The 24,274-nt window shown below is 70.0% G+C and carries 23 protein-coding genes and 1 pseudogene; 20 read left to right on the top strand and 4 right to left on the bottom strand.

Annotated features, from left to right (window positions below; translation table 11 throughout):
- Positions 1 to 162 precede the first annotated feature (162 nt).
- Genes ACIQAC_RS11960 through ACIQAC_RS11945 form a run of 4 tightly spaced genes read left to right on the top strand, consistent with a single transcriptional unit; the run spans position 163 to position 6,490 of the window.
- Positions 163 to 612, top strand: a complete 450-nt coding sequence (locus ACIQAC_RS11960; protein ID WP_402190662.1) for a hypothetical protein — start codon at positions 163 to 165, stop codon at positions 610 to 612.
- A 30-nt stretch (positions 613 to 642) separates the two neighbouring features.
- Entirely contained in the window at positions 643 to 1,314 is a 672-nt protein-coding gene (locus tag ACIQAC_RS11955) for a hypothetical protein (protein ID WP_402189504.1), read from the top strand.
- Positions 1,314 to 6,032, top strand: a complete 4,719-nt coding sequence (locus ACIQAC_RS11950; RefSeq protein WP_402189502.1) for a putative T7SS-secreted protein — start codon at positions 1,314 to 1,316, stop codon at positions 6,030 to 6,032. Before ACIQAC_RS11955 ends, ACIQAC_RS11950 begins: the two co-directional genes overlap by 1 nt.
- Positions 6,029 to 6,490 (top strand): hypothetical protein, encoded by a 462-nt coding sequence (locus ACIQAC_RS11945; RefSeq protein ID WP_402189500.1) that lies wholly within the window; start codon positions 6,029 to 6,031, stop codon positions 6,488 to 6,490. Before ACIQAC_RS11950 ends, ACIQAC_RS11945 begins: the two co-directional genes overlap by 4 nt.
- 64 nt (positions 6,491 to 6,554) lie before the next feature.
- On the opposite strand, the gene ACIQAC_RS11940 is transcribed toward ACIQAC_RS11945, so the two are convergent.
- Complete coding sequence (locus tag ACIQAC_RS11940) at positions 6,555 to 8,279, bottom strand: chitinase (protein WP_402189497.1); 1,725 nt, start codon at positions 8,277 to 8,279, stop codon at positions 6,555 to 6,557.
- Positions 8,280 to 8,611: 332 nt separating this feature from the next.
- On the opposite strand from ACIQAC_RS11940, the gene ACIQAC_RS11935 reads away from it, so the two are divergent.
- The 15 genes from ACIQAC_RS11935 (at position 8,612) to ACIQAC_RS11865 (ending at position 21,648) form a co-directional block, all read left to right on the top strand.
- Positions 8,612 to 9,472, top strand: a complete 861-nt coding sequence (locus ACIQAC_RS11935) for a hypothetical protein (protein ID WP_402189494.1) — start codon at positions 8,612 to 8,614, stop codon at positions 9,470 to 9,472.
- 200 nt (positions 9,473 to 9,672) lie between these two features.
- The gene (cpaB, locus tag ACIQAC_RS11930) at positions 9,673 to 10,380 is read left to right on the top strand and encodes a Flp pilus assembly protein CpaB (RefSeq protein WP_402189492.1); all 708 of its coding nucleotides are present in this window, start codon (positions 9,673 to 9,675) and stop codon (positions 10,378 to 10,380) included.
- A 9-nt stretch (positions 10,381 to 10,389) separates the two neighbouring features.
- Positions 10,390 to 11,709, top strand: a complete 1,320-nt coding sequence (locus ACIQAC_RS11925) for a CpaE family protein (protein ID WP_402189490.1) — start codon at positions 10,390 to 10,392, stop codon at positions 11,707 to 11,709.
- A 50-nt stretch (positions 11,710 to 11,759) separates the two neighbouring features.
- Positions 11,760 to 12,083 carry a pilus assembly protein gene (locus ACIQAC_RS11920; RefSeq protein ID WP_402190660.1) on the top strand — a complete coding sequence of 108 codons (324 nt, stop codon included), beginning with the start codon at positions 11,760 to 11,762 and terminating at the stop codon, positions 12,081 to 12,083.
- Position 12,084: 1 nt separating this feature from the next.
- Positions 12,085 to 12,507 (top strand): TadE/TadG family type IV pilus assembly protein, encoded by a 423-nt coding sequence (locus tag ACIQAC_RS11915; RefSeq protein WP_402189488.1) that lies wholly within the window; start codon positions 12,085 to 12,087, stop codon positions 12,505 to 12,507.
- A gap of 18 nt (positions 12,508 to 12,525) precedes the next feature.
- Entirely contained in the window at positions 12,526 to 13,863 is a 1,338-nt protein-coding gene (locus ACIQAC_RS11910) for a CpaF family protein (protein ID WP_402189487.1), read from the top strand.
- Positions 13,864 to 13,872: 9 nt separating this feature from the next.
- Positions 13,873 to 14,817, top strand: coding sequence for a type II secretion system F family protein (locus ACIQAC_RS11905; protein WP_402189484.1), 945 nt, complete (start codon positions 13,873 to 13,875; stop codon positions 14,815 to 14,817).
- 12 nt (positions 14,818 to 14,829) lie between these two features.
- Positions 14,830 to 15,717, top strand: a complete 888-nt coding sequence (locus ACIQAC_RS11900; protein ID WP_402189482.1) for a DUF5936 domain-containing protein — start codon at positions 14,830 to 14,832, stop codon at positions 15,715 to 15,717.
- Positions 15,718 to 15,734: 17 nt separating this feature from the next.
- On the top strand, positions 15,735 to 17,135 hold the full coding sequence (locus ACIQAC_RS11895) for a sensor histidine kinase (RefSeq protein ID WP_402189480.1): 1,401 nt from the start codon (positions 15,735 to 15,737) through the stop codon (positions 17,133 to 17,135).
- Positions 17,132 to 17,899: a response regulator gene (locus ACIQAC_RS11890; RefSeq protein WP_402189478.1), complete on the top strand. Its 768-nt coding sequence runs from the start codon at positions 17,132 to 17,134 to the stop codon at positions 17,897 to 17,899. Before ACIQAC_RS11895 ends, ACIQAC_RS11890 begins: the two co-directional genes overlap by 4 nt.
- Positions 17,900 to 18,055: 156 nt before the next feature.
- On the top strand, positions 18,056 to 18,250 hold the full coding sequence (locus ACIQAC_RS11885) for a hypothetical protein (protein ID WP_402190658.1): 195 nt from the start codon (positions 18,056 to 18,058) through the stop codon (positions 18,248 to 18,250).
- Positions 18,247 to 18,846: a pilus assembly protein TadG-related protein gene (locus ACIQAC_RS11880; RefSeq protein WP_402190656.1), complete on the top strand. Its 600-nt coding sequence runs from the start codon at positions 18,247 to 18,249 to the stop codon at positions 18,844 to 18,846. The genes ACIQAC_RS11885 and ACIQAC_RS11880 overlap by 4 nt, the downstream gene beginning before the upstream one ends.
- Positions 18,847 to 18,880: 34 nt before the next feature.
- Positions 18,881 to 19,462 carry a hypothetical protein gene (locus tag ACIQAC_RS11875; protein ID WP_402189476.1) on the top strand — a complete coding sequence of 194 codons (582 nt, stop codon included), beginning with the start codon at positions 18,881 to 18,883 and terminating at the stop codon, positions 19,460 to 19,462.
- A gap of 11 nt (positions 19,463 to 19,473) precedes the next feature.
- Entirely contained in the window at positions 19,474 to 20,106 is a 633-nt protein-coding gene (locus ACIQAC_RS11870) for an OmpA family protein (protein WP_402189474.1), read from the top strand.
- 90 nt (positions 20,107 to 20,196) lie between these two features.
- Positions 20,197 to 21,648, top strand: coding sequence for an amidase (locus tag ACIQAC_RS11865; protein ID WP_402189472.1), 1,452 nt, complete (start codon positions 20,197 to 20,199; stop codon positions 21,646 to 21,648).
- A gap of 67 nt (positions 21,649 to 21,715) precedes the next feature.
- On the opposite strand, the gene ACIQAC_RS11860 is transcribed toward ACIQAC_RS11865, so the two are convergent.
- Positions 21,716 to 22,462 (bottom strand): chitinase, encoded by a 747-nt coding sequence (locus ACIQAC_RS11860; RefSeq protein WP_402189469.1) that lies wholly within the window; start codon positions 22,460 to 22,462, stop codon positions 21,716 to 21,718.
- Between the two features lie 240 nt (positions 22,463 to 22,702).
- Between ACIQAC_RS11860 and ACIQAC_RS11855 the strand changes: the two genes are divergently transcribed.
- Complete coding sequence (locus tag ACIQAC_RS11855) at positions 22,703 to 23,161, top strand: hypothetical protein (RefSeq protein WP_402189468.1); 459 nt, start codon at positions 22,703 to 22,705, stop codon at positions 23,159 to 23,161.
- 61 nt (positions 23,162 to 23,222) lie between these two features.
- Here the strand turns inward: ACIQAC_RS11855 and ACIQAC_RS11850 are convergent, their stop codons facing one another.
- Positions 23,223 to 23,414, bottom strand: coding sequence for a hypothetical protein (locus ACIQAC_RS11850; RefSeq protein ID WP_402189467.1), 192 nt, complete (start codon positions 23,412 to 23,414; stop codon positions 23,223 to 23,225).
- A 9-nt stretch (positions 23,415 to 23,423) separates the two neighbouring features.
- Positions 23,424 to 24,214, bottom strand: a pseudogene (locus tag ACIQAC_RS11845) (DUF5753 domain-containing protein).
- Positions 24,215 to 24,274: the final 60 nt, after the last annotated feature.

The following is a 24,274-nucleotide window of genomic DNA, read 5'->3' as shown; positions in this document are numbered from 1 at the left end:
GCGGGGAGCGCGCTCGGCCGGATGTCGGCGTTGCGTTACGCAATGTGCTGATGTGATGATTCGGGGGTGGTCGAACAGGGGGGCGAGACGGGCGGAACGGGCGAGAAGGGCGCGGACTTCGCGGGCGGCGTACGCCGGTCGCGGCTGTCGGAGTACGCCGAGATGGCCGAGCCGCCGGATGCGGCGGAGGTGTCACAGTCGGGCGACGAGCCCGCCGGACCCACGACAAGGCGCCGCGAATTCGCCGCACTGCTGGGCGAGTTCAGACGGACCCCGGTCCTCGTACCCCTCGCCGGCCCGGACCCGGAAGCCGCCGCGCCCCTCACCGGCGACCACGGCGGCGTCCGCTGGATCTACGCCTTCTCGGACGAGGAGGCCCTGGCCCGATTCGCACTCGCAAGGGGCGAAGGGGGCCGCGGGTGGACGTATCGCAGGGTGCTGGGAGCGCGGCTGCTCGACGTGGCCGTGCCCTCGGCCGGCGTTCCGTGCGGGGTGGCCCTCGATGTCGGGAGTGACGACGACGGGACGCTGTTCCCGCCGGTCGCCGGGATCGTGCCGGACGCGGCGGCCGTGGACCTGTGGGGCGGCGACGACAACGTGGACGTGGAGTAGGCAGCCGATGCAGGGCGGGGAGACATCCAGGTGACCGGAACCGACGGCACGGACCTGCGGTCCATCGGGCTGAACGAGATAGCCGAGGGCATCACCCTCACCCTGGACGAGCTGAAGGAGCTCGGCATGCAGGGTGACGCGGGTGTGGGCCGCGGCTTCTCCGACATCGCCCTGTCCGGGCTTGAGTTGGGGCACGGCGGACTGACGTCGGCCTTCGGGGACTTCTGCGAGCGCTGGGAGTGGGGGGTGCGCTCGCTGGTGAACGAGGGCAACAGGTTCGCGTCCGGTGTGGGACTCGCCGCCGGCACGCTCCACGAGACGGACCAGTACGTCGACGGCATGCTCAAGGTCGGCGCCAACTCGCTCATGGGCAACCCGCAGGCCACCGAGGACGAGGTCACCGCCATGAGCTGGGGCGAGCTGGCGCAGAACCATGCCTACGCCGACGCGGACTACAGCAAGGAGTCCGTCGAGGATGCCTACGCCAACAGCAGGCAGGGCTGGATGGACGCCTCGCGCGACATGATGACGTCCCCCATGGCGACGTCCGGTATCAGCCCACTGAACCCGCAGCGGGCGGCGGGTATGAGCGACGAGGAGTACGAGGCGTTCCTGGACGAGGCCTTCGGTCCCTCCGCCGAGGAACGCGCCCAGTCGCAGCCGCCGCCAGAGCCCACGTATCTGCGCGGGGACATCGACTGATGGGCATAGGCGACGCGATCAACTCCGGGCTCGGAAAGCTGGAGGACGGCTGGGACGCGGGCAAGAGGTTCGTTGGTGAGGCCGTCGACAAGAACACCGACCTTCTCGGCGACGGCCTTGACTACGTCGGCGCCGAGGGTCTGGCCGACAAGGTCGAGGACTTCGGCGACGGACTCGCCTCCGACCTGGGCGCCACGCCGGGCGAGCAGCAGCTGGGCCGGACCGACCAGGCCAACGAACTGATCCACGGCAACCCGGGCACCATCCGTGAAAGCGCCAAGCACCTCAAGGACTTCCACACGGCCTTCGACAAGGTCGGCCAGGGTATGCGGAAGCTCGACTCCGGCCAGTGGAAGGGCAAGGCGGCCGACGCCTTCCGCGAGAAGTTCGCCGTGCACCCCACCAAGTGGCTGCACGCGGCGGACGCCTGCGACAAAGCGGCCAAGGCGCTCGACACGTACGCCGACACCGTGAAGTGGGCGCAGGACCAGGCACAGGACGCGATCGACCTGTACAAGAAGGGCAAGAAAGCGTCCGACGACGCGGTGACGGCGTACAACAAGCGCGTCGACGCGTACAACGCCGCGATCAAGGGGGACGGCGACCCGGGCCCGCGCCCGGAGCCCTTCAAGGACCCGGGCACGGCCGACGTGAGACGTGCCCACGAGATCCTGAACGAGGCCCGCCGGCAACGCAACGAGGCCGGCGGTACCGCCGAGAAGTCCGTACGGGCCGCCCTCGCGCACGCCCCGGCCGAGCCGTCCGCCCTGGACCGCCTCCAGTCCGACGTCACCGACCGCATGACGGCCAACGGCCTGGAACTGACCCACTTCGTGGGCGGCGTGGTCAAGGGCACGGCCGGCATCGTCACGTTCGTCCGCGGCCTGAACCCGGTGGACCCGTACAACCTCACCCACCCGGCCGCGTACCTGCAGAACGTGAGCATGACGTTGTCGGGTCTGGCGTCGGCGGGCATGCAGCCCGAGCGGACGCTGAGGACGGCGTGGGACGGGTTCAAGCAGGACCCCTCGGAGGGGCTGGGGCGGCTCGTACCCGACCTCGTCGGGACCAAGGGGCTGGGCGCGGTCCGCGCCGGACTGCGGCTCGCGGCGAAGGACGGGCTGGAGTCGGCGGCGCAGAAGGGCGCCAGGGAGAGCCTCGACGGCGGCCCGGACCAACTGGCCCGCAGAGAGGGCGAACGGGTCAAGGACGGTACCGACCCCATCGACCTGGCCACCGGCAGGATGTACCTGCCGCAGACGGACGTCGCCCTCCCCGGCGCGCTGCCCCTGCTGATCGAGCGGCGCGTGGAGTCGGGCTATCACCTGGGCCGCTGGTTCGGCCCGTCCTGGTCCTCGACCCTCGACGAGCGTCTGGAGATCGACGCGGAGGGAGTCGTCCTCGTCACGGCGGACGGCCTGGTCCTGGCCTACCCTCACCCGGCACCGGACCTCCCCACCCTCCCGAGCCACGGCCCGCGTTGGCCGCTGCGCCGCGAGGACGACGGCTATACGATCACCGATCCGGCGACCGGCCACGTCCGGCACTTCGCCGACCGCGGCGACGACCTCGCCGTGCTGGAACAGATCGACGACCGCAACGGCAACTGGATCATCTTCGAACACGACTCCGAGGGCATACCGCTGTCCGTCGCGTCGAGCGGCGGCCACCGCGTCCGGGTCGAGACGGCGGAGGACCGTGTCACGGCCCTCCACCTGGCGGCAGGGTCCGAGGAGTTCGAACTAAGGCGCTACGGCTACACGGACGGCAACCTGACGGAGGTCTACAACTCCTCCGGCTTGCCCCTCCGCTTCACGTACGACGAGTCGGCCCGCGTGACGTCCTGGACGGACACCAACGACCGCGGCTACACGTACGAGTACGACGACCAGGACCGCTGTGTCGCCGAGGGCGGCACGGCGGGCCACATGACGCTCCGCCTGTCGTACGACGGGACCGACCCGGAATCCGGCCTGCGGGTCACGACCACCACGACCGCCGAGGGCCACACCCGCCGCTTCCTGGTCAACGAGGCCTGGCAGGTGGTCGTGGAGGTGGACGCGCTCGGCGCGGTGACCCGTATGCGGCGGGACCGCCACCACCGCCTTCTGTCCCGTACGGACGCCCTGGGCCGCACTACGTCCTTCCGCTACGACGAGACGGGCAACCTGCTGTCGGTGACCCGCCCCGACGGCCGCGAGGCGCGGGCGGAGTACAACGACCTCGGCCGCCCGGTGACGGTGACCAACCCGGACGGCACGATCTGGCGGCAGACGTACGACGAACGTGGCAACCGCACGTCGGTGACGTCCCCGACGGGCGGGACGACCCACTTCGCCCACAACGAAGCGGGCCACCTGACGTCGGTCACGGACGCGCTGGGCGCGACGACGACGGTGACGTGCGACCGATCGGGCCTCCCGCTGACGATCACGGACCCACTCGGCGCGACGACGGTCTACGCCCGCGATGCGTTCGGCCGCCCGGTCACGATCACCGACCCGACGGGTGCGGTGACCCGCCTGAGGTGGACGACGGAGGGCCAACTGTCCCACCGCACGTCGGCGGACGGCACCACCGAGTCGTGGACGTACGACGGCGAGGGCAACTGCACCGGCCACACGGACGCGACGGGCGGCGTCTCCCGCTTCGAGTACACCGACTTCGACCTGCTCACGGCCCGCACGGGCCCGGACGGAGTCCGGTACGCATTCGAGCACGACAGTGAGCTGCGCCTGACGAAGGTCGTCAACCCGCAGGGCCTGGAATGGAGTTACACGTACGATCCGGCGGGCCGCCTGGTGGCGGAGTCGGACTTCGACGACCGCACGCTGACGTACGCCCACGACGCGGCGGGCGCGCTGACCTCCCGCACGAACGCCCTCGGCGAGATGATCACCTTCGAGCGCAACGCACTCGATCAGGTGCTCCGCAAGGACACGGCGGGCCTGGTCACGAGCTACGCGTACGACCTGACGGACCAGTTGGCGCAGGCGACCGGCCCGGACGGTACGACGCTGACGATCCTGCGGGACCGGGACGGCCGGGTACGTTCGGAGGCGGTAAACGGCCGGGAAGTCACGTACACCTACGACGTGTTGGGCCGCAGGACGGGCCGTACGACCCCGACAGGGGCGACGACGACGTGGTCGTACGACGCGGCGGGCCGCCGGACCGGCATGGTGGCGTCGGGCCGCGCGGTCGACTTCACGTACGACGACGCGGGCCGCGAACTGACCCGGCGGGTCGGCGAGGCGGTGACGCTGGAGCACACCTTCGACGAACTGGGCAGGCTCTCGACCCAGTCGGTGACGGGAGTGGCGGGCGCGAGGCTCCAGCACCGCACGTACACGTACCGGGCCGACGGCAACCTGATCGGCGTCGACGACGAACTCTCCGGCGCGCGCCGCTTCGACGTGGACACGGCGGGCCGGGTGACGGCGGTGCACGCCGCGGACTGGACCGAACGCTATGCCTACGACGAGGCCGGCAACCAGACATCGGCGTCGTGGCCGGGGGACCACCCGGGCGGCGAGGCGCGCGGCGAGCGAACATACGAGGGCACGCGTATCACCCGTGCGGGCGGCGTCCGTTACGAGCACGACGCCCTGGGCCGCATCACCCTCCGCCAGAAACCCCGCCTGTCCCGCAAGCCGGACACATGGCGCTACGACTGGGACGCCGAGGACCGCCTACGGTCGGTCCTCACCCCGGACGGCACACGCTGGCGCTACACGTACGACCCGCTGGGCCGACGCACCTCGAAACTCCGCATGTCGCAAGACGGCGAAACGGTCACGGAACGCGTGGACTTCACGTGGGACGGCACAACACTCTGCGAACAGACGACCGTCTCTCCCGACCTCCCCCACCCGGTGGCCGTCACCTGGGACCACCAGGGCCTACGCCCCCTGTCCCAAACGGAACGCATCCTCACACCGGACGCCCGTCAGCCGGAAGTGGACTCCCGCTTCTTCGCCATAGTCACCGACCTGATCGGCACCCCGACCGAACTCGTCGACGAACAGGGCCACCTGTCCTGGCACACCCGCAGCACCCTGTGGGGCACGACAACCTGGTCGACATCCAGCACGACGTACACCCCCCTCCGCTTCCCGGGCCAGTACTACGACCCGGAAACGGGCCTGCACTACAACTACTTCAGACACTACGACCCGGAAACAGCCCGCTATCTTTCTCCGGATCCCATTGGCCTGGCACCGGCCCCGAATCCCTCGACATACGTTCCCAACCCCCAAAGGTTCTCCGATGCCCTGGGACTCGCTCCCGACTACCCCAGAGGGGAGAAAGGGAACCCGTTCGATCGTCGCGAAGAAGCAGAGCGCGCAGCCTTCGAAGCGGCGGGAGTGCCGTACGGGTCGACACCGGATGCGGAATGGATCGTCACGGACGTAAAGCATCTTGCCCACATGCCGGGATATTTCTACTCCGACAATGCCCAGCATTTGGGCAGGTTCCGGCAGTTCGAGACTGCGGATGGATCGCGAGTCGTAGTGGAGCACACCTTCGACAAGGCCGGACCCCATTTCCACGCGGGCCAACCAAAGGTGGACGCCAGCAGGAGCGGGGTCAATTTCGGCTGGGACAATTCACCCGGAGATTTCTTCCGGTACAGGGACACGTGGGAGCGTTACGATGCGATCAACAAGCCGGGCGGCGACCATCACTTCTTCTACCAAGACGGCTGGGGATCATGACAGGCGCGCATCTGCTCGACGAGGATGGCGGGATCGACTGGGAAGCGACCATCCGGAACTGCGGGCTCGAGGTGACGGGACTTCCGCCCATTTCCGAAGCCATGGACCCCACCGCCGCGTTGCTCGTAGCCACCAGCGGGAACGCGCGGCCGGCCGTGACGGTGCCAGGTCGGGGTGCGGATGCTCTCCACGTGCTGGACGCGCACTGGAAGGAGCAGGCTGCGCCGCTCTTCGCGGGAGGCGGAGGCGAGTTCCTGGTCATGTTGTGGGGGCCGGGATCGTCCCGGGTGGGCTGGTTCCGAGTTCGTGAGCACACGGCACGGGCGGGGCTGCCATCACGTGTGCACCAGGCCGTCGGCAAGGCTGAATTCGTCTGCCTGTCCGTGGACGGCTCGTTTCTCTGTGCCGTGACCGACGAGGCCGACGAGTACTGGATCGTCACCCGCCGATTCGAATGAGCACGAGTGACGCCCGGGACTCCTTGAAGGGTCCCGGGCGTCGGCCCCGTTCACGAGCGTCGTGCTACGGCAGTGCGTCCACGTGGGGTCCCACCGCGTTCGACCAGGCGTTGCCCGAGGTCGCGTCCCAGTTGGTGGACCAGGTCATCGCGCCCCGGAGGTCGGGGTAGGTGCGGGACGGCCTGAAGGTGCCGCAGGACGTGCCTCGGGTGAGGCAGTCGAGGGCGGCGTTGACGACCGACGGGGCCACGTAGCCGCTGCCCGCCGCCCGGCTGGAGGCCGGGACGCCGATGCCGACCTGGGACGGGGCGAGGCCGTTCTCCAGCTGGATGCAGGCCAGGGCCGTGAGGAAGTCCACGGAGCCCTGCGAGTACACCCTGCCGTCGCAGCCCAGCATGGAACCGCTGTTGTAGTACTGCATGTTGACGACCGTGAGGATGTCCCGCACGTTCAGCGCCGTCTGGAAGTACGCGTTCGACGTCGACTGCATGTCGATCGTCTGCGGCGCCATCGTCAGGATCAGCGACGACCCCGCCTGCTGCGACAGCGACCGCAGCGCCTGCGTCATGTACGTCGCGTTGAGGCCGTTCTCCAGGTCGATGTCGACACCGTCGAAGCCGTACTCCTGCATCAGCGCGTACGCCGAGTTCGCGAACGCCGTCGCGGACGCGGCGCTGTTGACGGAGATGGTGCCGGTCTCGCCGCCCACCGAGAGGACGACCTTCTTGCCGGCCGCCCTCTTCGCGGCGACGTCCGCCTTGAACTGCGCGACCGTGTAGCCGCCGAGCCCCGCCGAGTCCAGGTTGAAGGTGATCGCGCCCGGCGTCGCCGTCGCGTCGGCGAAGGACACCGCGATGATGTCGTAGGCCGCCGGGACGTCCGAGATCCGCTGGACCGTCGCCCCGTTGTTGAAGTTCTGCCAGTACCCCGTCACCGCGTGCTTGGGCAGGTTGCCGCCCCCGCCGCCGCCCGCCGTGGTCCTGCCGGTCACCGCCGCCGAACGCGGGGACTCACCGGCCGAGTTCGTCGCCGTGACCTGGAAGGAGTACGAGGTGGACGCGGCCAGGCCCGTCACCGTCGCCGAGGTGCCGGTCACCGCCGTGACCCTCGTGCCGTCGCGGTAGATGTTGTAGCCCGTGGCGCCCGAGACCGTGTTCCAGGCCAGGGAGACCGAGGACGACGTGGTGCTCGGGACCGAGAGGCCGGTCGGCGCGGACGGGACCGTCGGACCCGGGTCCGTACCGCCGCCGCCGTCCGGGCCGAAGACCGACACGTCGTCGGCGAGATAGGCGGCCTGTCCGTACCAGCCGTGCGTGTACACCGTCACCGAGCGCGTCGACGCACCCGTGGTGAACGTCGTCGACAGCTGCTTCCACGACGAGCTGTCCGGCGTCCACGTCGACACGTCCGTCGTGCCCGTGCCCGTCGCGCCCAGGTAGGCGTAACCGCCCTGCACCCACGCGGAGAGCGTGTACGTCGAGTTCGGCTGTACCGCCACCGACTGCGAACAGCGGGCGTTGTCCTGGCCCGCCGGGGTCGCCCGCAGGGCCGCCGTACCGCCGTGCACCGGGGAGGACACGGTCGCGCCGCTCGACGCCGAGCACGTCCAGTTGGCGAGGCCGGACTCGAAGCCGGCGTTCCGCGCGTTGTTGATGTCGGCCGCCGAGGCCTCGACGGCCGTCGACAGGGAGAGGGCGAGGGCACCGACGGCGGCCCCCGCCCAGATACGCGTCCGTATGTTCCGTGGGGTCCGGCCGGTCCGTCTGTTGCGTCTGCGTGCGAAGTCCACCTGGGCCTCCGAGAGGGGAGTCGTGACGGGGGATCGGTGAGCGGGGACGGTGGCCACCGCGTGGCACCCAAGTTGGTCCAGACCAATTCCGTTGTCAAGAGGTCCAGACCAACTCACCGTTCACCCTCAGCGCCGCCCACCCTCCGCACCTGGATGCCTAACCTGACCTGATTTGACGTGACTTGTGCGATGCCAGTTGCCGCAGAGCCACAGAAACGCTGTTCTCCGGTCATGGAGGCGCGGATACAGTGCTGAGGTAGTCACGCAATGAAGTCACCTCGGTGCACCGGAGTAACACCGGCACACCGAACGGCGGGAAACGGGAGCTGCGCGTGCCAACTGCCATTGCCGTGACCGGCGTTGACCTCGCGCTGCCGCCGCAGGACGAGCGGACGCTGCCGGGCGCCGTGCTGCCCGACCTCGACCGGCGTCCGCTGGAGCAGACGCTCGTCGAGATGCAGCTGCTGCTCGACCAGCACGGGCAGGTCGTCGTCGTGTGCTCGCGGGCCGCGCCGCCCGCCGTACAGCGCCGTCTGCACACCATCCGCTCCCTCCTGGAGAGCGACCGGATCGCCCTCTTCACCCCCGACCTGCCCCCGCTCGGTGTCGCCGTCCTCGCCCGCCAGCTGCGCCAGCTCGCCTCCTGCGACCTCAGCCCCGGTGTCCTCGCGTCCGCGGGCCGGCTGCTCACCCACTACATCCACGCCGGCGCGCTCCTCGGCTCCGTCGCCAAACTCGACCGCGTCCCCGTCACCCTCAAGGCGCACGCCAAGTCATGGGTGCCGGGCAGCCAGTTCGCCGTACTCGCCCACCCGGAGCCGCAGCTGGTGCGGATCGGGCCCGGCGCCACGCTCACGGGACCCGAGTTCGCCACACGGATGGTCGTCGCCAAGGGCCAGCTCCAGTCCGACTGGGTCACCGCCACCCTCGCCCCGTCCTGGCAGGTGCAGGGGCTGCGCGAGACCCCGCTGCCCGCCGACTCGGCGCGCTGGTGGGGAACCGGCCGGATCATCGAGTTCTGCGCCTATCTGCCCGACCTGTCGGTGCTGTACCAACTCGTCACCTCCGTACGGCAGACCAGCTGTCACTGGTGCGGTCTCGACGTCATCGGTGACCTGTGCGTCTTCTGTTCCGCCTCGCCACCGTCCGTCCAGGAGCCACCCGCGGCCGGCCGCAGGGCGATCACCGTGTGACGCCGCCCGCGGAGAGCCCCGGCCCCCGACTCCCGCAGACCGCCAGAGCCCAGGCCCCCGACTCCCGCAGACCGCCAGAGCCCAGGCCCCCGACTCCCGCAGACCGCCAGAGCCCCGGCCCCCGACTCCCGTAGAGAGCCAAGACCCCCAGCGCAACCGCCCCGCAGTCCCCGCCATCCCCCAACGAGGTCGCTCGGTCCATGAACTCCCGTCAGCGCCGCGGCGTGATACTCCTCCTCCTGTCGGTCCTCTGCGCCCTCGGCGCCTTCGCCGGAGTGCTCTCCGTCATCAACGACGTGGAGTCCAAGGTCGGCCCCGAGGTCACCGCGTACGAGCTCAAGTCGAACGTGGCGCCCTACACCCCGCTCAACGCGGGCCAGTTCGAGAAGATCGAGATGCCCGAGCGCTGGCTGTCGGAGAACGCCGTCACCGATCTCGCCGACATCCGGGGCAAGATCGCCGTCACCACCCTCAAGAAGGGCTCGCTGCTCCAGAGCGACATGATCGTCGACCAGCCCGCCCTGAAGGCGGGCGAGCAGGAGGTCGCCATCATGATCGACGCGGCGACCGGCGTGGCCGGCAAGATCACGGCGGGCGCCCGGGTCAACGTCTACGCCACCTTCGAGGGCGAACGCGAGGGCGACCCCGACCAGTCCCGGGTCATCGTCACCAACGCCCGCGTCCTCGACGTCGGCGAACTCACCCCGCTCGACCTCGACGAGAACGACCGCACGAGCCGGGCCACCGAGGCCGTGCCCATCACCTTCGCGCTGTCCGCCATCGACGCCCAGCGCATCACCTACGCGGAGTCGTTCGCCCAGCGGGTCCGGCTCGCCCTCGTTGCGCCCGGCAGCGACACCACGGTCCCCGAGACGGACCGGACGTACGAACTCGGCAAGGACAAGTGAGAGGCGGCCATGCCCACCAGGATTCTTCCGGCGGTGGCCGACGCGGACGCGATCCGGTCCATCACCACCCTCCTCAGCCAGCTCCCGGACGCCGAACCGGTCAACCCGGTCACCGACTCCACCCAGCTGATCGACACCCTCTCCCGGCTCGCCGCCGAGTCCGTCGACGAGCTGCCCGAGGTCGTCATCGTCCATGAGCGCATCGGCCCCGTCCCCGCCCTGGAACTCGTCCGCGAGGTCGCCCTGCGCTTCCCCGCCGTCGGTGTCATCCTCGTCACCTCCGACGCCGGCCCCGGCCTCTTCGCCGCCGCCATGGACTCCGGCGCCCGCGGCCTGGTCGCCCTGCCCCTCAGCTACGAGGAGCTCGCCAACCGGGTCCAGGCAGTCGCCCAGTGGTCGGTGGGCGTACGCCGCCATCTCGGCCACGGCGCCGACGTGTTCACCGGAGTCGGCGGCACCGTCGTCACCGTCAGCGGCGCCAAGGGCGGTGTCGGCACCACCCTCACCGCCGTCCAGCTCGCCCTCGCCTCCCAGGCATCCGGCCGCCCCACCGCCCTGGTCGACATGGACCTCCAGGCCGGCGACATCGCCTCCTTCCTGGACGTCCAGTTCCGCCGCTCGGTCGCCGACCTCGCCGCCATCACCGACATATCGCCCCGCGTCCTCGCCGACGCCGTCTTCCGCCACGACACCGGTACGGCCCTGCTGCTCGCCCCCGGCGAGGGCGAACGCGGCGAGGAGGTCACCGACCGCTCCGCCCGCCAGATCGTCAGCGCCCTGCGCTCCCGCTACGAGACCGTCGTCATCGACTGCGGCTCCCAGCTGAGCGGCGCCGGCGCCGCCGCCGTCGAGATGGCCGACATGGCCCTCCTCGTCACCACCCCGGACGTCGTCTCCGTACGCGGCGCCAAACGGATGGTCCGCCTCTGGGACCGGCTCCAGATCCGCAAGGCCGAGGAGACCACGGTCGTCGTCAACCGCCACACGCGCGGTACGGAGATCCAGCCGGCCCTCATCCAGCGGATCACCGGCACCGCCGTCGCCCGCACCGCCGTACCCGCCCACTTCAAGGAACTCCAGAGCGCCGTCGACGCCGGCCGGATCCACGAACTCGACGACAAGAGCACCGTCAAGCAGGCCCTGTGGGCCCTCGCCGGCGAACTCGGCCTGGTCAAGGGCGGCGAACCGGGCTCCCGCCGACGCCGCGACCGGTCCGCCCGGGGCGACCGGGCCGGACGAGGAGACCGGGCCGCGCGCGCTGAAAGCGCCCAGGGCGGCGGCGACCGCGTGGCGCCGACCTTCCGCCGGCGCAAGGAGCTGGAGCGGTGACCGCGCGCCGCCGGGGCGACCGCGGCCAGGTGACCGTCGAGTTCCTCGGCATGACCCCGCTGATCCTGATCACGCTGGTGGTGCTGTGGCAGTGCGTGCTCGTGGGGTACACCTTCACGCTCGCGGGGAACGCTGCGGACGAGGCCGTACGGGCCGGGACGGCGGCGGCACCGGGGGAGCGGCAGGGCGCCTGCGAACAGGCGGGGCTCGACAAGCTGCCGGGCGCGTGGGAGGGGGGCGCGAACGTGACCTGCGGCGGTTCGGGCATCGTCACCGCGGTCGTCACGCTGGAAGTCCCCGTGCTCTTCCCGGGCTCCGTGGGCTCGTTCGAGGTGACCGGCAGGGCGGGCGCGGTGGAGGAGGAGACGGACTGACATGTCGTACGCACTCCACCCCAGGCGCCCGCGGCGTCCCCGACACCACCGGCGTCCCCTACGCCCTCTACGTCCCCTACGCGCCCGAGGCGACCGTGGTCAGGTCGCCATCGAGTACCTCGGGTTCATCCCGATCCTGATCCTGGTCGGCCTCGCGGTCGTCCAGATCGGGATCATCGCCTACGCCTCCCAGCAGGCCGGCACGGCGGCGCGGGCCGGGGCGCGCAGCGCCTCCCTCGACCTCGGGGCGCAGGCCGGCTGCACGGCGGCGGTGAGCAGCTGGCTCGCCGACGGCACCAACTGCTCACCCGCGGAACTCGGCGACGAGGTCGAGGTCACCGCCACCGTCGACATCCCGTCCATCGTCCCCGGCTGGGACTTCGACCCGGCGACCAAGACGGCCACCATGCCGATCGACCACTGACATGAGGGGACCACGGCGATGAGCCTGAGGGCACGCATCAACTCCCCGGAGGAGCACGGCAGCCGGGGCGAGGACGGCCACCTGGTGGCCTCGTACCGCTCGAAGCTGCTGGAGGAGATCGACCTCGCGGAGATGAGTTCGCTCGCCACGGCCGAGCGGCGGGCCCGCCTGGAGCGGGTGCTGGGGCACATCATCAGCCGCGAGGGCCCGGTCCTGTCGACCGTCGAACGCTCGCAGCTCATCCGGCGGGTCGTGGACGAGGCCCTCGGCCTCGGCATCCTCGAACCGCTCCTGGAAGACGCCTCGATCACCGAGATCATGGTCAACGGCCCCGACGCGATCTTCGTCGAACGCGGCGGCAGGGTCGAGCAACTGCCCCTGCGCTTCGCCTCCGCGGACCAGCTGATGCAGACCATCGAGCGGATCGTGTCGACGGTCAACCGGCGGGTGGACGAGTCGAACCCTATGGTCGACGCACGTCTGCCGTCCGGCGAGCGCGTCAACGTCATCATCCCGCCGCTCTCCCTGACCGGCCCGACGCTCACCATCCGCCGCTTCCCGCGCTCCTTCACCCTCCAGGAACTGATCGGCTTCGGCTCGCTCGACGAGCACATGCTGTATCTGCTGGCGGGCCTGGTGCAGGCGAAGTTCAACATCATCGTCTCGGGCGCCACCGGCACCGGGAAGACGACCCTCCTCAACGCCCTGTCCGGACTGATCCCCGGCTTCGAGCGGATCATCACCATCGAGGACTCGGCCGAACTCCAGCTCCAGCAGGCACACGTCATCCGCCTCGAATCGCGCCCGCCCAACGTCGAGGGCAAGGGCCACGTCACCATCCGCGACCTGGTCCGCAACTCCCTGCGGATGCGCCCCGACCGGATCGTCGTCGGAGAGGTCCGCGGCGGCGAGTCCCTCGACATGCTCCAGGCGATGTCCACCGGCCACGACGGCTCACTGGCCACCGTGCACGCCAACAGCGGCGAGGACGCGCTGATGCGGCTCCAGACCCTCGCCTCCATGTCGGACGTCGAGATCCCCTTCATCGCCCTGCACGACCAGATCAACAGCGCCGTCGACGTGATCGTGCAGCTCACCCGGTTCGCCGACGGCACCCGGCGGATCACCGAGATCGCCCTGCTCGACAGCCACGGCGGCGAACCGTACCGGCTGGTCACGGTCGCCCGGTTCGACGCCCGGCCGATGGCCGCCGACGGCCGTATCCACGGCGAGTTCCGCTACTTCCCGCTCCCGCGCCGCACCGCGGACCGCCTGTACATGGCGAGCCAGCCCATCCCGCAGGCCTTCGGCATCGCCCTCACCGAGGACATGCTCGCCACCCGAGAAGCCAGGTAGGCCACCCCCATGGACCTTCAGCAGCTCATCGACCTCACCACCGGCGTCGCCCTGCTCACCTGCGTGCTGGCGGTCCTGGGCATCCGCGCCTACGCCGCCGGCCGCGCCCAGCGCCAGGCCCTGGTCGACCGGCTCTCGTCGGCCGGCCAGATCACGGCCGGCGGGCGGCAGCGCCACTTCCGCAACCTGGACCGCAGGCTGCGCCGCACCCGGCTCGGCCACCGTCTCGAACTGCGGCTCGCCGCCACCGGACTCGACATCACACCGGGCGAGTTCTTCGCGGCCATGCTCACCGCGGTCGCCGGCCTCTGGCTGATCGGCCAGGCCACCCTCGCCCCCTTCTTCGGCCCGATAGCCGGCCTGCTCGGTGTGTGGGCGGCGCTCCAGTTCCTCAACTGGCAGCGGCAGAAACGCATCGAGAAGTTCATCAACCAACTCCCCGAACTGGCCCGCATCCTGGCCAACGCCACCAACGCGGGCCTCGCCCTGCGCACCGCGATCGGCATGGCGGCGGAGGAGCTGGAGGCCCCCGCGGGCGAGGAACTCGCCAAGGTCGCCGACCAGTTGGCCCTCGGCGTGGCCCTGGACGACGCCCTGGACGAGATGGCCCAGCGCCTCCCGTCCCGCGAACTCGTTGTCCTCGTCACCACCCTGGTCCTCTCCAACCGGGCCGGCGGCCAGGTCGTCGCCGCCCTGCGCAACATCACCGAGACGCTGGAGGAGCGCAAGGAGACCCGGCGCGAGATCCGCACCCAGCTCTCGCAGGTCAGCATGACCTCGTACGCCGTGCCGGTGATGGGCGTCGGGGCGCTCTTCCTCATGAACGGCGTCAGGGACGGCGCCCTGGACCGAATGACGGGCTCCCCGTACGGCCAGGCCGCGGTCATCATCGCCTTCGGCCTGTATGCCATCGGCTTCGTCCTCATCCGCCGCCTGTCCCGCGTCGACGTCTAGGAGAGGACGACCATGGCACTCCTACTAGGCCTGTTGATGGGCCTGAGCGTGTGGGGAGCCTTCGCCGGCATCCGCATGTACCGCGCCGACGCGAAGCTTCCCAGCGACCTGATGCTCGCCCTGGAGGTCGGCGCCAGCCGCGCGGGCCACGCCCACTCCCTCATCGACCGCATGGGCATGCGGTACGCACCCGCCGTGCTGCGCATGATGGGCCCCAAGCAGGTCGCCAAGTACCGCAGGAAGATCGACCTCGCGGGCAACCCCGGCGGCCTGACCATAGACCGCTACGCGGCCCGCCGGGCGGTCTACGGCTTCCTGGGCGCCCTGGGCTGTCTGGTCTTCCTCCTCCGCGGCGACTACCTGGTGGCCCTCCTCCTGCTGGCCTTCGGCGCGTTCTGGACGGAGGTCGGCATCTGGTCGGCCATCCGCGTCCGCAAGGACGAGATCGAACGCACCCTGCCGGACTTCCTCGACGTCCTCGCGGTCGTGGTCAGCGCGGGCCTCGGCTTCCGCCAGGCCCTCGACCGGGTGGCGTCGAAGTACGAGGGCCCGTGGGCCGACGAGATCCGGATCACCCTGCGCCAGATGGACCTCGGCATGAGCCGCCGCCAGGCCTTCGCGGAACTGCGCCGGCGCAACGACTCCGAACAGGTCGCCATGTTCGTCTCCGCCCTCCAGCAGGGCGAGGAACTCGGCGCCCCGATCGTCGACACACTGGTCGCCCTGGCCAAGGACATGCGGCGCACGGACGCGCAGAACGCCCGCCGCAAGGCCGCGCGGGCGGTCCCCAAGGCGACCATGATGATCACGACGTTCATGGTCCCGGCCACGATGCTGCTCCTCGCGGCGGGCCTGCTGCTCGGCTCCGGCACGGACTTCGGCTCCATCACGGGCGAGTGAAGGGGCGGGTGACGACGATGACGACCATTCCGACGGTGCGGCCGGCGGGCCTCTCCGGTGGGCGTTCGCTGCGTGAACGGCTGCCCCGGCGCCCCCGGTTGCGCACGCCGAGCCCGGTGTTGGGAGGCTCGACGGAGCCGACGATCTCCCTCCAGGTGAACGCGTTGCAGGCGCTCTGCCGCCAGGTGTTCGGCTTCCGCCTGGCCATGATCGCGGTGGCGGCCCCGGCGGCACTGCTCAACGCGGGCCCGGGCCTCGGCGTACAACTGGTCGGCGCGGCCGTGGTCGTGACGTTCATGGTCTCGTACGTCCTGTTCCGCGACTGGGAACGGTTCGGCCCCCTCCTGCTCCGCCACCCCACCCTCCTCGCGGCGGACACCCTCTTCGGCGCCTTCCTGCTGATCTCGGCGGGCCCGGACAGCACCCTGGCCTACGTCAGCGTCTGCACCCCGCTGCTGGCCGGCCTGGTCTACGGCTGGCGGGGCGCCGCGTTCTTCGCCTCGCTCCAGGGCCTGATCCTGTGGGTGGTCCAGGCGACGCTGAACCGGGACACCCCCGTCCCGGTGGCGGAGACGCTCCTCCTCCCCGGCCTGTGTGTGATCGTCGGCGCGGTCGGTTCGACCCTGCGCAACCTGCTGCTCCGCTTCGGTACGGCGACCCAGGCCCTGACGGAGGTCCGGGCCCGCCTCGCGGCGACGGAGGCGGTGGCGGCGGAACGGGCCCGGCTGGCACGCGAGTTGCACGACTCGGTGGCGAAGACCCTGCACGGCGTGGCACTCGCCGCGGAGGGCCTCGCAGAGACGTCCCGCAAGGGCGACGCCCGCCTGATGCGGGAACAGGCGGAACTCGTGGCCCGCTCGGCCCGCCAGGCCGCCGCGGAGTCCCGGGACCTGCTGACGGACCTGCGGACGGAACCGGAGGAGCAGGGGGCGGACGTGGGCGCGGCGTTGGCGGAGGGGGTCCGGGAGTTCGCGGCGAGAACGGGTGTGCCGGCGACCTTCGGGGGCGCGGACACACTCCCGGTCGTCTCGCCCTGGGTGGCCCGCCAACTGCGCACGATCGCGGCGGAGGCGATGGAGAACGCCCACCGCCACGCGGCCCCGAACCGGGTCGAGGTCAGGGCGGCCGTGGAGGACACCCGGCTGAGACTGACCGTCCACGACGACGGCCGCGGCTTCCCGGCGAACCTGACCCTCGAACAGCTCCGCCGCTCCGGCCACTTCGGAGTGGTCGGGATGGTGGAACGGGCGGCCTCGCTGGGCGCACGCATCCGCATCGGCCGGGGCGACCACGCACACGGCACGGAGGTCCGGCTGGACGTCCCGATGCCGGCCCTGACGACACCGACCCGCACGAGACTGGACGTCCCGATGCCGGCCCGGACGACACCGACCCGCACGAGAGAGGAGGCCTCATGAACCTGGACGGACCCGACGACCTGCCGACGCCCCCGCCCCCCACGCCCCTGCGGGTGGTGGTGGCCGACGACAACCCCGTCGTCCGCGCCGGTCTCACCGCGCTGCTCTCCGGCCGCGCGGACATCACGGTGGTCGCGGAGGCGGCGGACGGCCGCGAGGCGTGCGAGGCGGCACGGGCGCACCGCCCGGACGTGGTCCTGCTGGACGTCCGTATGCCGGGCGTCGACGGGGTGACGGCGCTGCCGTACCTGGTACCGCTGGCACCGGTCATGATGCTCACGTACAGCGGTGAGCCGGAGACGGTCCGGGAGGCGCTGCGGCTCGGTGCGCGGGGGTATCTGGTGCACGGCGAGTTCACGGTGGAGCAACTGGTGACGGCGGTGCGGGACATGACGGCCGGGCGTCCGCACTTCACCCCGACGGCGGCGGAGGCTTTGCTCTCAGGGGTAGGTGCAAATGCACACGGCAGTGACTTCAACCCCCGTAATGTTGCACGAACTTCATCGCAAAACCTTTCGCAACTGCAATCTGTTGTGGCACAGTCTTCGTTGGGGCCGGCAGCGGGTTCGGCACGGGCGAGGTTCCGACTCAGCGCGAGGGAGGCGGAGATCATGGACCTCATCGCATCCGGGATGACCAACCAGCAGATCGCCGCCGCGTGCTTCATCAGCGAGAAGACGGTCAAGAACCACATCAACCGCATCTTCGCGAAGCTCCACAGCGGCAGCCGGGCGCAGGCCATGGCGGTCTGGGGTGCGCGGTGAGGGGGCGGCGGGTGTGTGGGGGGCGCGGGGCGCGCTGGGCGCGCGGGTCGCGGATTTGGGCCCGGGATTGGGCCCGGGGGCCCTATGAAAGGACGGGTGCCCGCCTCTACCGTGGCCGCGTCGGGACCGACAGCGGTGACCCTGGAGGGGAACGTCATGGGCAACTGGATCAACAGCGCGATGTCGTATGTGCGCGGCCGGGTGGCCCGGGGGGACGCGGGGCAGACGGCGGTCGAGTATCTGGGGATCATCGCGGTGGTGGTGGCGATTGTGCTGGCGATCACCGGTACGAGCATCGGGCAGACGATCTACGACGCGATCACGTCCAAGATCGCCGAAGTAACTGGCTGAGGCGTCAGGGCGGGCACGACGACGCAGGGCAGGCCTTCCCCATCTACATCACGGTGGTGGCGGGTCTGCTCTTTCTTGCGTTCGCGTACCTGGCGGTCGGTCAGGCGGCGGCGAATCGCAACGAGGCCCAGACGGCGGCCGACGCGGCCGCTCTGGCGGCGGCCCAGCAGACGCGGGACGACCTGACGGCCGCCTGGGTGGTCGAGCTCCTCGACCCGACCCAATGGCAGCGCATCCTCGACGGCGACGTCCCGGGGCTCGAGTCGGGCTGCGGGCGGGCGTACGAGCTTGCCGGGATGAACGACGCCACGGCTGAGTGCGACCGCGTCGGGCCCCTCCGCTACGAGGTCACGGCGACCATGACCAAGTCCGTCGGTGACTCCATCGTTCCGGGCACGGAGAACCAGTACTCGACGGAGTCCTCGGCCGCCGTGATCGAACCACGGGACTGTACGTTCGAGCTCCCCGGCGAGGACGCCGGTGATGATGAGCTGCCCAGCCTCACGTGCGGCGGCGACACCTGGGAGGTGGACCCGGAGGATCCCATTGATCTGCCGGAACCCCAGGACCTCTTCGACGTCCACCTGGCCGACTGACTAGCGAACGACAAGCGACAAAGGAAGCGGAGTCATGAGTATTCGGGTCACGACGAAGGCTCGCAGGGGGATGGCTGCGTTGACCGTTGCGGCCGGTCTGGTCCTCGGGGTGGCGAGTTGCAGCAGCGGTGACGGCGGCGGCGACGAGAAGCCGAAGACGACGGCTTCCTCCTCGGCGGACGGATCTCGGCCGAGCGCTCAGGAGGGGCAGGCCGACGAACCCCTGGCGGAGCTGAAGGGCGGAGACGGACTGCTCCTTCAGATCACCTCCGCGCAGCGGGACGCCGGTGGATTCGTCACCGTGAACGGCACGTTGAAGAACGACGGGTCCGAAGCCACGGTGGTCCCCGCGGGGCTCAGCGGAAACGAGACGGAGATCGTCCGAAACGGCAGGTCTCTCGGCGGGGCCACGCTTGTCGACTCCAAGAGCAAAAAGCGGTACTACGTGCTGCGGGACACGGACGGGCGCCCCCTGACGACCACGGGATTCTCGACCATCAAGGCCGGTGAAGCGCTCGCCGTCTTTATGCAGTTCCCCGCCCCACCCACCGACACCACCGAAGTCACCTTCCAGCTCCCCACCTTCGCCGCCGCCCCCATCCAGATCTCCGGATGAGGACCCCGACCATGACGCACATGCGCACCCGCACCCGCACCCGTCTCCCACTCATCCTCGCGACCACCACCGTCCTCCTGGCCACGGGCACGGTCGCGCAGGCGGACGACGGCCCGAGTGAGCCACCCGGCACCGAGCCGTCGGCGTCCGCGCCGGTCGAGGTGGACGCCAACGACCCGGATCTGAAACTCCCCGAGGGCGCCACCCTGGCGGAGCCCAAGGTGCTGGACATCAAGCAGGTCGTCGAGGAGCAGAGCGGCGACGAGCGCCGCGAGGACACCAACGCGGACGTGACGTTCGCGTTGCAGGCGGAGGTGCTGTTCCCGAAGGACAGCGCACGGCTGTCGGGCGAGGCGAAGTCCCGTATCGCGACGATCGCCGACGAGATCAGGACACAGAACGCCGGCCTGGTCCGCGTCTTCGGCTTCACGGACAACCTCGGTTCGTCGGCACACGGCGACGTGCTGTCGAAACAGCGCGCCAACGCCGTACACGACATCCTGGACTCGGAACTCAACGACGCCGGCATCACGTTCGAGGTGCGGGGCTACGGCGAGGACTACCCGATCTCGTCGAACGCGACGGAGTCCGGCCGAAAGAAGAACCGCCGCGTCGAGGTGTCGTTCCCGCGAACCGACAACTGAAAAACAGCCATTGGCGGGCGAAATCACCCACCACCCGTTGTGCGAAAAAGTATTTCGTGGCTTCTGCAACCGGCCGATACCGTCATTTTCATGGAGTGGACTTTTCAGACGGCGGAAGACCTCGCCGCTGCCCTGCGCGCAGGTGAAGTGACGTCGGTGGAGCTGACCGACGAGGCGATCGCCCGTATCGAGCGCGACGACAAGGCGGTCAACGCGATCTGCGTGCCGGACTTCGACCGCGCGCGGGCCGCCGCACACGAGGCCGACGAGGCCCGTGCACGCGGCGAGGACCGGCCGCTGCTCGGCATCCCGGTGACGGTCAAGGAGTCGTACAACATCGCCGGGCTGCCCACGACCTGGGGAATGCCACCGCACCGGGACTTCGTGCCGGCCGAGGACGCGGTGCAGGTGTCCCGGCTGAGGAGCGCGGGCGCGGTTGTGCTCGGCAAGACCAACGTGCCCCTGGGACTCCAGGACATACAGAGCTTCAACGAGATCTACGGCACCACCAACAACCCGTGGGACCACACACGTACGGCGGGTGGATCGTCCGGCGGATCGGCGGCGGCGCTGGCGGCGGGATTCGGCCCGCTGTCCATCGGCTCCGACATCGCGGGTTCGCTGCGCACGCCCGCACACTTCTGCGGTGTGTACGCGCACAAGCCGACACTCGGACTGCTGGCGTCACGCGGTTCGGTCCCGCCCGCCGTGCCGGTACTGCCGGTCGAGTCGGACCTGGCCGTCGTCGGCCCGATGGCGAGATCCGCCCGCGACCTGACCCTGCTCCTCGACGTGATGGCCGGCCCGGACCCGCTGACGCAGGGTCTGGCCTACGAGTTGAGGCTGCCGCCCGCACGCCACGAGCGACTCGGCGACTACCGGGTCCTGGTCCTCGACGACCATCCGTTCATCCCGACCGGCTCGGCCGTCCGGGCGGGCGTGCGGCGCGTGGCGGACGCACTGTCCGACGCGGGCGCCCGCGTGGAGCAGCACAGCGATCTGCTCCCCGACCTCGCCGAATCGGCCCTGCTCTACACGCAGTTGCTGTTCGCGGGCTTCGGCGCCCGCTTCCCCGTCGAGACCTACGAGCCACTGCGCGACCTCGCCGCCGGACTGGACGCGGAGGACCGGAGCCTCGACGCGGCGCGGCTGCGCGGCATTGTGTCGAGTCACCGTGACTGGGTCGGGGCGGACGCCCGCCGTGAGTTCCACCGCCAGGGCTGGCGTCGGTTCTTCGCCGAGTTCGACGCCGTGGTGTGTCCGATCACGCCCACTCCCGCGTTCCCGCACGACCACAACCCCGACGGGAGCGCACGCCGGATCGACATCGACGGCGTGGAGTACCCGTACTGGGACCAGCTCGGCTGGGCCGGAGTGGCCACGATGCCCGGCCTGCCGGCCACCGCCGTCCCCACGGGCCTCTCCGCCGAGGGCCTGCCGGTCGGGGTACAGCTTGTGGGCCCGATGTACGAGGACCGCACCCCACTGAGGCTGGCGGAGCTGCTCGAAGAGAAGATCGGCGGGTTCCGGTCACCGAAGTAGTCCGGGACTGGAACGGAGCCTCAGCCACCGATCCAGTCCCGGCCCGCTAGCTCGCTAGCCCGCCCGCTCAGCAGCTGAGGTTCGCGCCCGGCGGGGTGTGCAGGATGCGGGTGAACGAGCGGTAGAGGTCGACTCGGTGCTGGACCTGGTCGGGCCGGCCGCCGTTGCACTCGGTGGAGCCGTTGAGGCTCCAGATCGTCTGTCCGAACCCGTGCCCGCCGGTGATCGCGTCGTGCCCGGTCATGGTCCCGGGGCCGGTCTGGGTGTTCCAGTACCAGAGCGCGGTCATCCAGGCCACGGCCGGATCGGTCTCCACCAGCCAGGGGTTGTTGAGCAGGTCGAGGCCCAACGCGTCGCCCGCGGCCTTGTAGTTGAAGTTCCAGCTCAGCATGATCGCCCCGCGCCCGAAGTAGGCGGAGGTCCCGGCCGGACAGCCGTAGGGCTGGGTGGTGTCGCAGAAGATCGGGTACGTCGCCTCGTTCTGCGCGCGGACGTAGAACAGGCCGCCGGTCTCGTGGCTCACGTTGGCGAGGAAGGCCGCGGCTTCCTGGTTACGGACGGTCCGGTTGCCGGTGTGGGCGAACGCGGGGTACGCCTTGGTGGCTTCGAGCAGCCCGTCGTAGGTGTAGAAGGCGTTCCGGTCCGGGAACATGCGGTTGAACTCCGCCTCGCTCACCACGAACCGGGAACCGTGCTGGGCCAGGGCGGCGGCCTGGGCGGGAGCGATGGCCTGGGCGGGGGCGGCGGACGCCAGAAACAGCCCGCACAGTGCGGCCAGGGCGGCCAGCACGGACCTGGTGCTTGATCGGAGCACGAGTCATCTCTCCTTGGGGCCACAGGAGTTCATGGCAGTGGGGGGACCGATGGGACAGGGGACAGGACTACCCCTTCCCAGCGCCGGCCCGTCCTAGCCGTGATGCGGCAAGCGGTGCCCGATGGGGAAGTGCCGTACAACCCTCGGGCGTGGTGGGTGGTCACACAGAACGTACGACGCACAATGACCATTCAGTGCACAGTGACCATTCAGTACAAACCGGTTCCACGGGGGAACATCATGAGCCTGTTCAGCAACCGCGCCCGCAGCCGTCGCTCCGCGATCGCCGCCGTCACCCTTCTGACCGCGGGGGTCCTCGGGGCCGTCGGCGCCGGGTCGGCCGGCGCCGACACCGCGGCGGCGCAGCAGAAGAAGGTGATCGCTTCCTCGGTCCTCGGGAGCGACTACAAGTACACGCTGACCGCACTGCGGTCCACGGAGGACCAGTACGCCGCCACGGTGGAGCTTCAGGTCTACAAGCAGAAGAACGGCGCCTGGAAGGAGACCGACCTGGTCACCGTGGGCGACGTCGACGGCTGGTTCTGGTTCCCGCTGACCGGCAGCGGCGCCGTCTGCGAGTTCTCGACCGCCAGCACCGAGCCCGCGCCGCTGGCCGTGAGCCTGCTCGTCACGCCGTCCATCGGCTGCTCCGAGGTGACGAACTACCTCGTGAAGGAAGGCAGGGTGTTCGCCGCCTGACCCTGACCGGGCGCGCCGCGAGGACTCCGGTGGGTCGACCCCTCTGGCCCACCGGTCTTCCTCACAAGAGGTGATCCGCCTTGCCGGCCTTGATCTCCCTGATCAGGGACCGCAGCGCGTCGCGACTGTCGGTGACGTAGTGAGCCTCGGCTCCGGCGACGGCGATGTAGGTGTTGCCGGAGTCGTCGACACCTATGCGAAAGCAGTTGGCGCCTTCGGCGCAGAAGGAGTCTTCCCAGGTGATGTCATTCATCAGGGCTCCTCAGAACTCGATGGCGATACGCCGCACGAAGTCGCGTGAGTCGGCGGCGGACAGTGATGCCGACTCCATCCACTCCAAGTGGGAACGGTACTTGCCGAGCTGAGACTGGCCGTGCAGGAATTCGGGGCCGTGGGCCGAGTCGAGTTCTACGGTGTCGAGTTGGGGCACCCCGTTCTCGACGTAGATCACTGCCTGTCCTGCTCCTGGGAAAGCTCCGGCCTTGAACGGGATGACGCGGACGTCGATGTTCTCTCGCTCGGACAGTTCGCAAAGGTGCTCGAACTGACCGCGCATCACCTTGGCACCGCCGAACTCCACACGCAACGCGGCCTCGTGTACGTAGCCGATGTAGGCGATGGGACTGGCTCGGTGCAGCACCTGTTGGCGCTGCATACGCAAGGCCACTCGCAACTCGACCTCGGAGGACGACAACGGGGGCAGGGCGGCGGCGAACAGCGTGCGGGCGTACGGATCGGTCTGAAGCAGGCCAGGCACGTGCATGGCTACGCCGACCCGCACCGTGTCGGCGTGCCATTCCAGCTCGGCGATGTCCAACAACCCTGCGGGCAGTTGCCCTCGGTAGGTGTCCCACCAGCCGCGACCGCGGTCGCTGGCCATCTCGGCCAACGCGTCGACATAAGCCACGTCGCGACAGTCGTAGTTGCAGGCGAGGGTTCTCAATCGCTCCGGCGTGATGGACCGAACGCCCGCCCGATGTTGGCAATCTTGGCCCGGTCGAGTCCGAGGAGGCCTGCGGCGTAGTCCGTCGAGACCTCGGCTGCGAGCCTCATCTTTCGCAGCTCCGCACCCAGTCGCCAGAACGTCGAGGATCTCGTTGACACGGAGAAGGA

Source organism: Streptomyces sp. NPDC088387, assembly GCF_044753385.1.
In the GTDB taxonomy this organism is placed as follows: domain Bacteria; phylum Actinomycetota; class Actinomycetes; order Streptomycetales; family Streptomycetaceae; genus Streptomyces.
Note: the sequence above shows the minus strand (reverse complement) of the source record. Positions and strands in the feature narration are given on the sequence as shown.

What these genes read in the sequence shown, in the direction of transcription:
- ACIQAC_RS11920 (WP_402190660.1), top strand. Translation starts at nt 11,760, where the DNA reads ATGACCCCGCTGATCCTGATCACGCTGGTGGTGCTGTGGCAGTGCGTG.
- ACIQAC_RS11875 (WP_402189476.1), top strand. Translation starts at nt 18,881, where the DNA reads ATGAGTATTCGGGTCACGACGAAGGCTCGCAGGGGGATGGCTGCGTTG.
- ACIQAC_RS11910 (WP_402189487.1), top strand. Translation starts at nt 12,526, where the DNA reads ATGAGCCTGAGGGCACGCATCAACTCCCCGGAGGAGCACGGCAGCCGG.
- ACIQAC_RS11945 (WP_402189500.1), top strand. Translation starts at nt 6,029, where the DNA reads ATGACAGGCGCGCATCTGCTCGACGAGGATGGCGGGATCGACTGGGAA.
- ACIQAC_RS11870 (WP_402189474.1), top strand. Translation starts at nt 19,474, where the DNA reads ATGACGCACATGCGCACCCGCACCCGCACCCGTCTCCCACTCATCCTC.
- ACIQAC_RS11895 (WP_402189480.1), top strand. Translation starts at nt 15,735, where the DNA reads ATGACGACCATTCCGACGGTGCGGCCGGCGGGCCTCTCCGGTGGGCGT.
- ACIQAC_RS11960 (WP_402190662.1), top strand. Translation starts at nt 163, where the DNA reads ATGGCCGAGCCGCCGGATGCGGCGGAGGTGTCACAGTCGGGCGACGAG.
- ACIQAC_RS11925 (WP_402189490.1), top strand. Translation starts at nt 10,390, where the DNA reads ATGCCCACCAGGATTCTTCCGGCGGTGGCCGACGCGGACGCGATCCGG.
- cpaB (WP_402189492.1), top strand. Translation starts at nt 9,673, where the DNA reads ATGAACTCCCGTCAGCGCCGCGGCGTGATACTCCTCCTCCTGTCGGTC.
- ACIQAC_RS11855 (WP_402189468.1), top strand. Translation starts at nt 22,703, where the DNA reads ATGAGCCTGTTCAGCAACCGCGCCCGCAGCCGTCGCTCCGCGATCGCC.
- ACIQAC_RS11890 (WP_402189478.1), top strand. Translation starts at nt 17,132, where the DNA reads ATGAACCTGGACGGACCCGACGACCTGCCGACGCCCCCGCCCCCCACG.
- ACIQAC_RS11905 (WP_402189484.1), top strand. Translation starts at nt 13,873, where the DNA reads ATGGACCTTCAGCAGCTCATCGACCTCACCACCGGCGTCGCCCTGCTC.
- ACIQAC_RS11950 (WP_402189502.1), top strand. Translation starts at nt 1,314, where the DNA reads ATGGGCATAGGCGACGCGATCAACTCCGGGCTCGGAAAGCTGGAGGAC.
- ACIQAC_RS11915 (WP_402189488.1), top strand. Translation starts at nt 12,085, where the DNA reads ATGTCGTACGCACTCCACCCCAGGCGCCCGCGGCGTCCCCGACACCAC.
- ACIQAC_RS11865 (WP_402189472.1), top strand. Translation starts at nt 20,197, where the DNA reads ATGGAGTGGACTTTTCAGACGGCGGAAGACCTCGCCGCTGCCCTGCGC.
- ACIQAC_RS11885 (WP_402190658.1), top strand. Translation starts at nt 18,056, where the DNA reads ATGGGCAACTGGATCAACAGCGCGATGTCGTATGTGCGCGGCCGGGTG.
- ACIQAC_RS11850 (WP_402189467.1), bottom strand. Translation starts at nt 23,414, where the DNA reads ATGAATGACATCACCTGGGAAGACTCCTTCTGCGCCGAAGGCGCCAAC.
- ACIQAC_RS11900 (WP_402189482.1), top strand. Translation starts at nt 14,830, where the DNA reads ATGGCACTCCTACTAGGCCTGTTGATGGGCCTGAGCGTGTGGGGAGCC.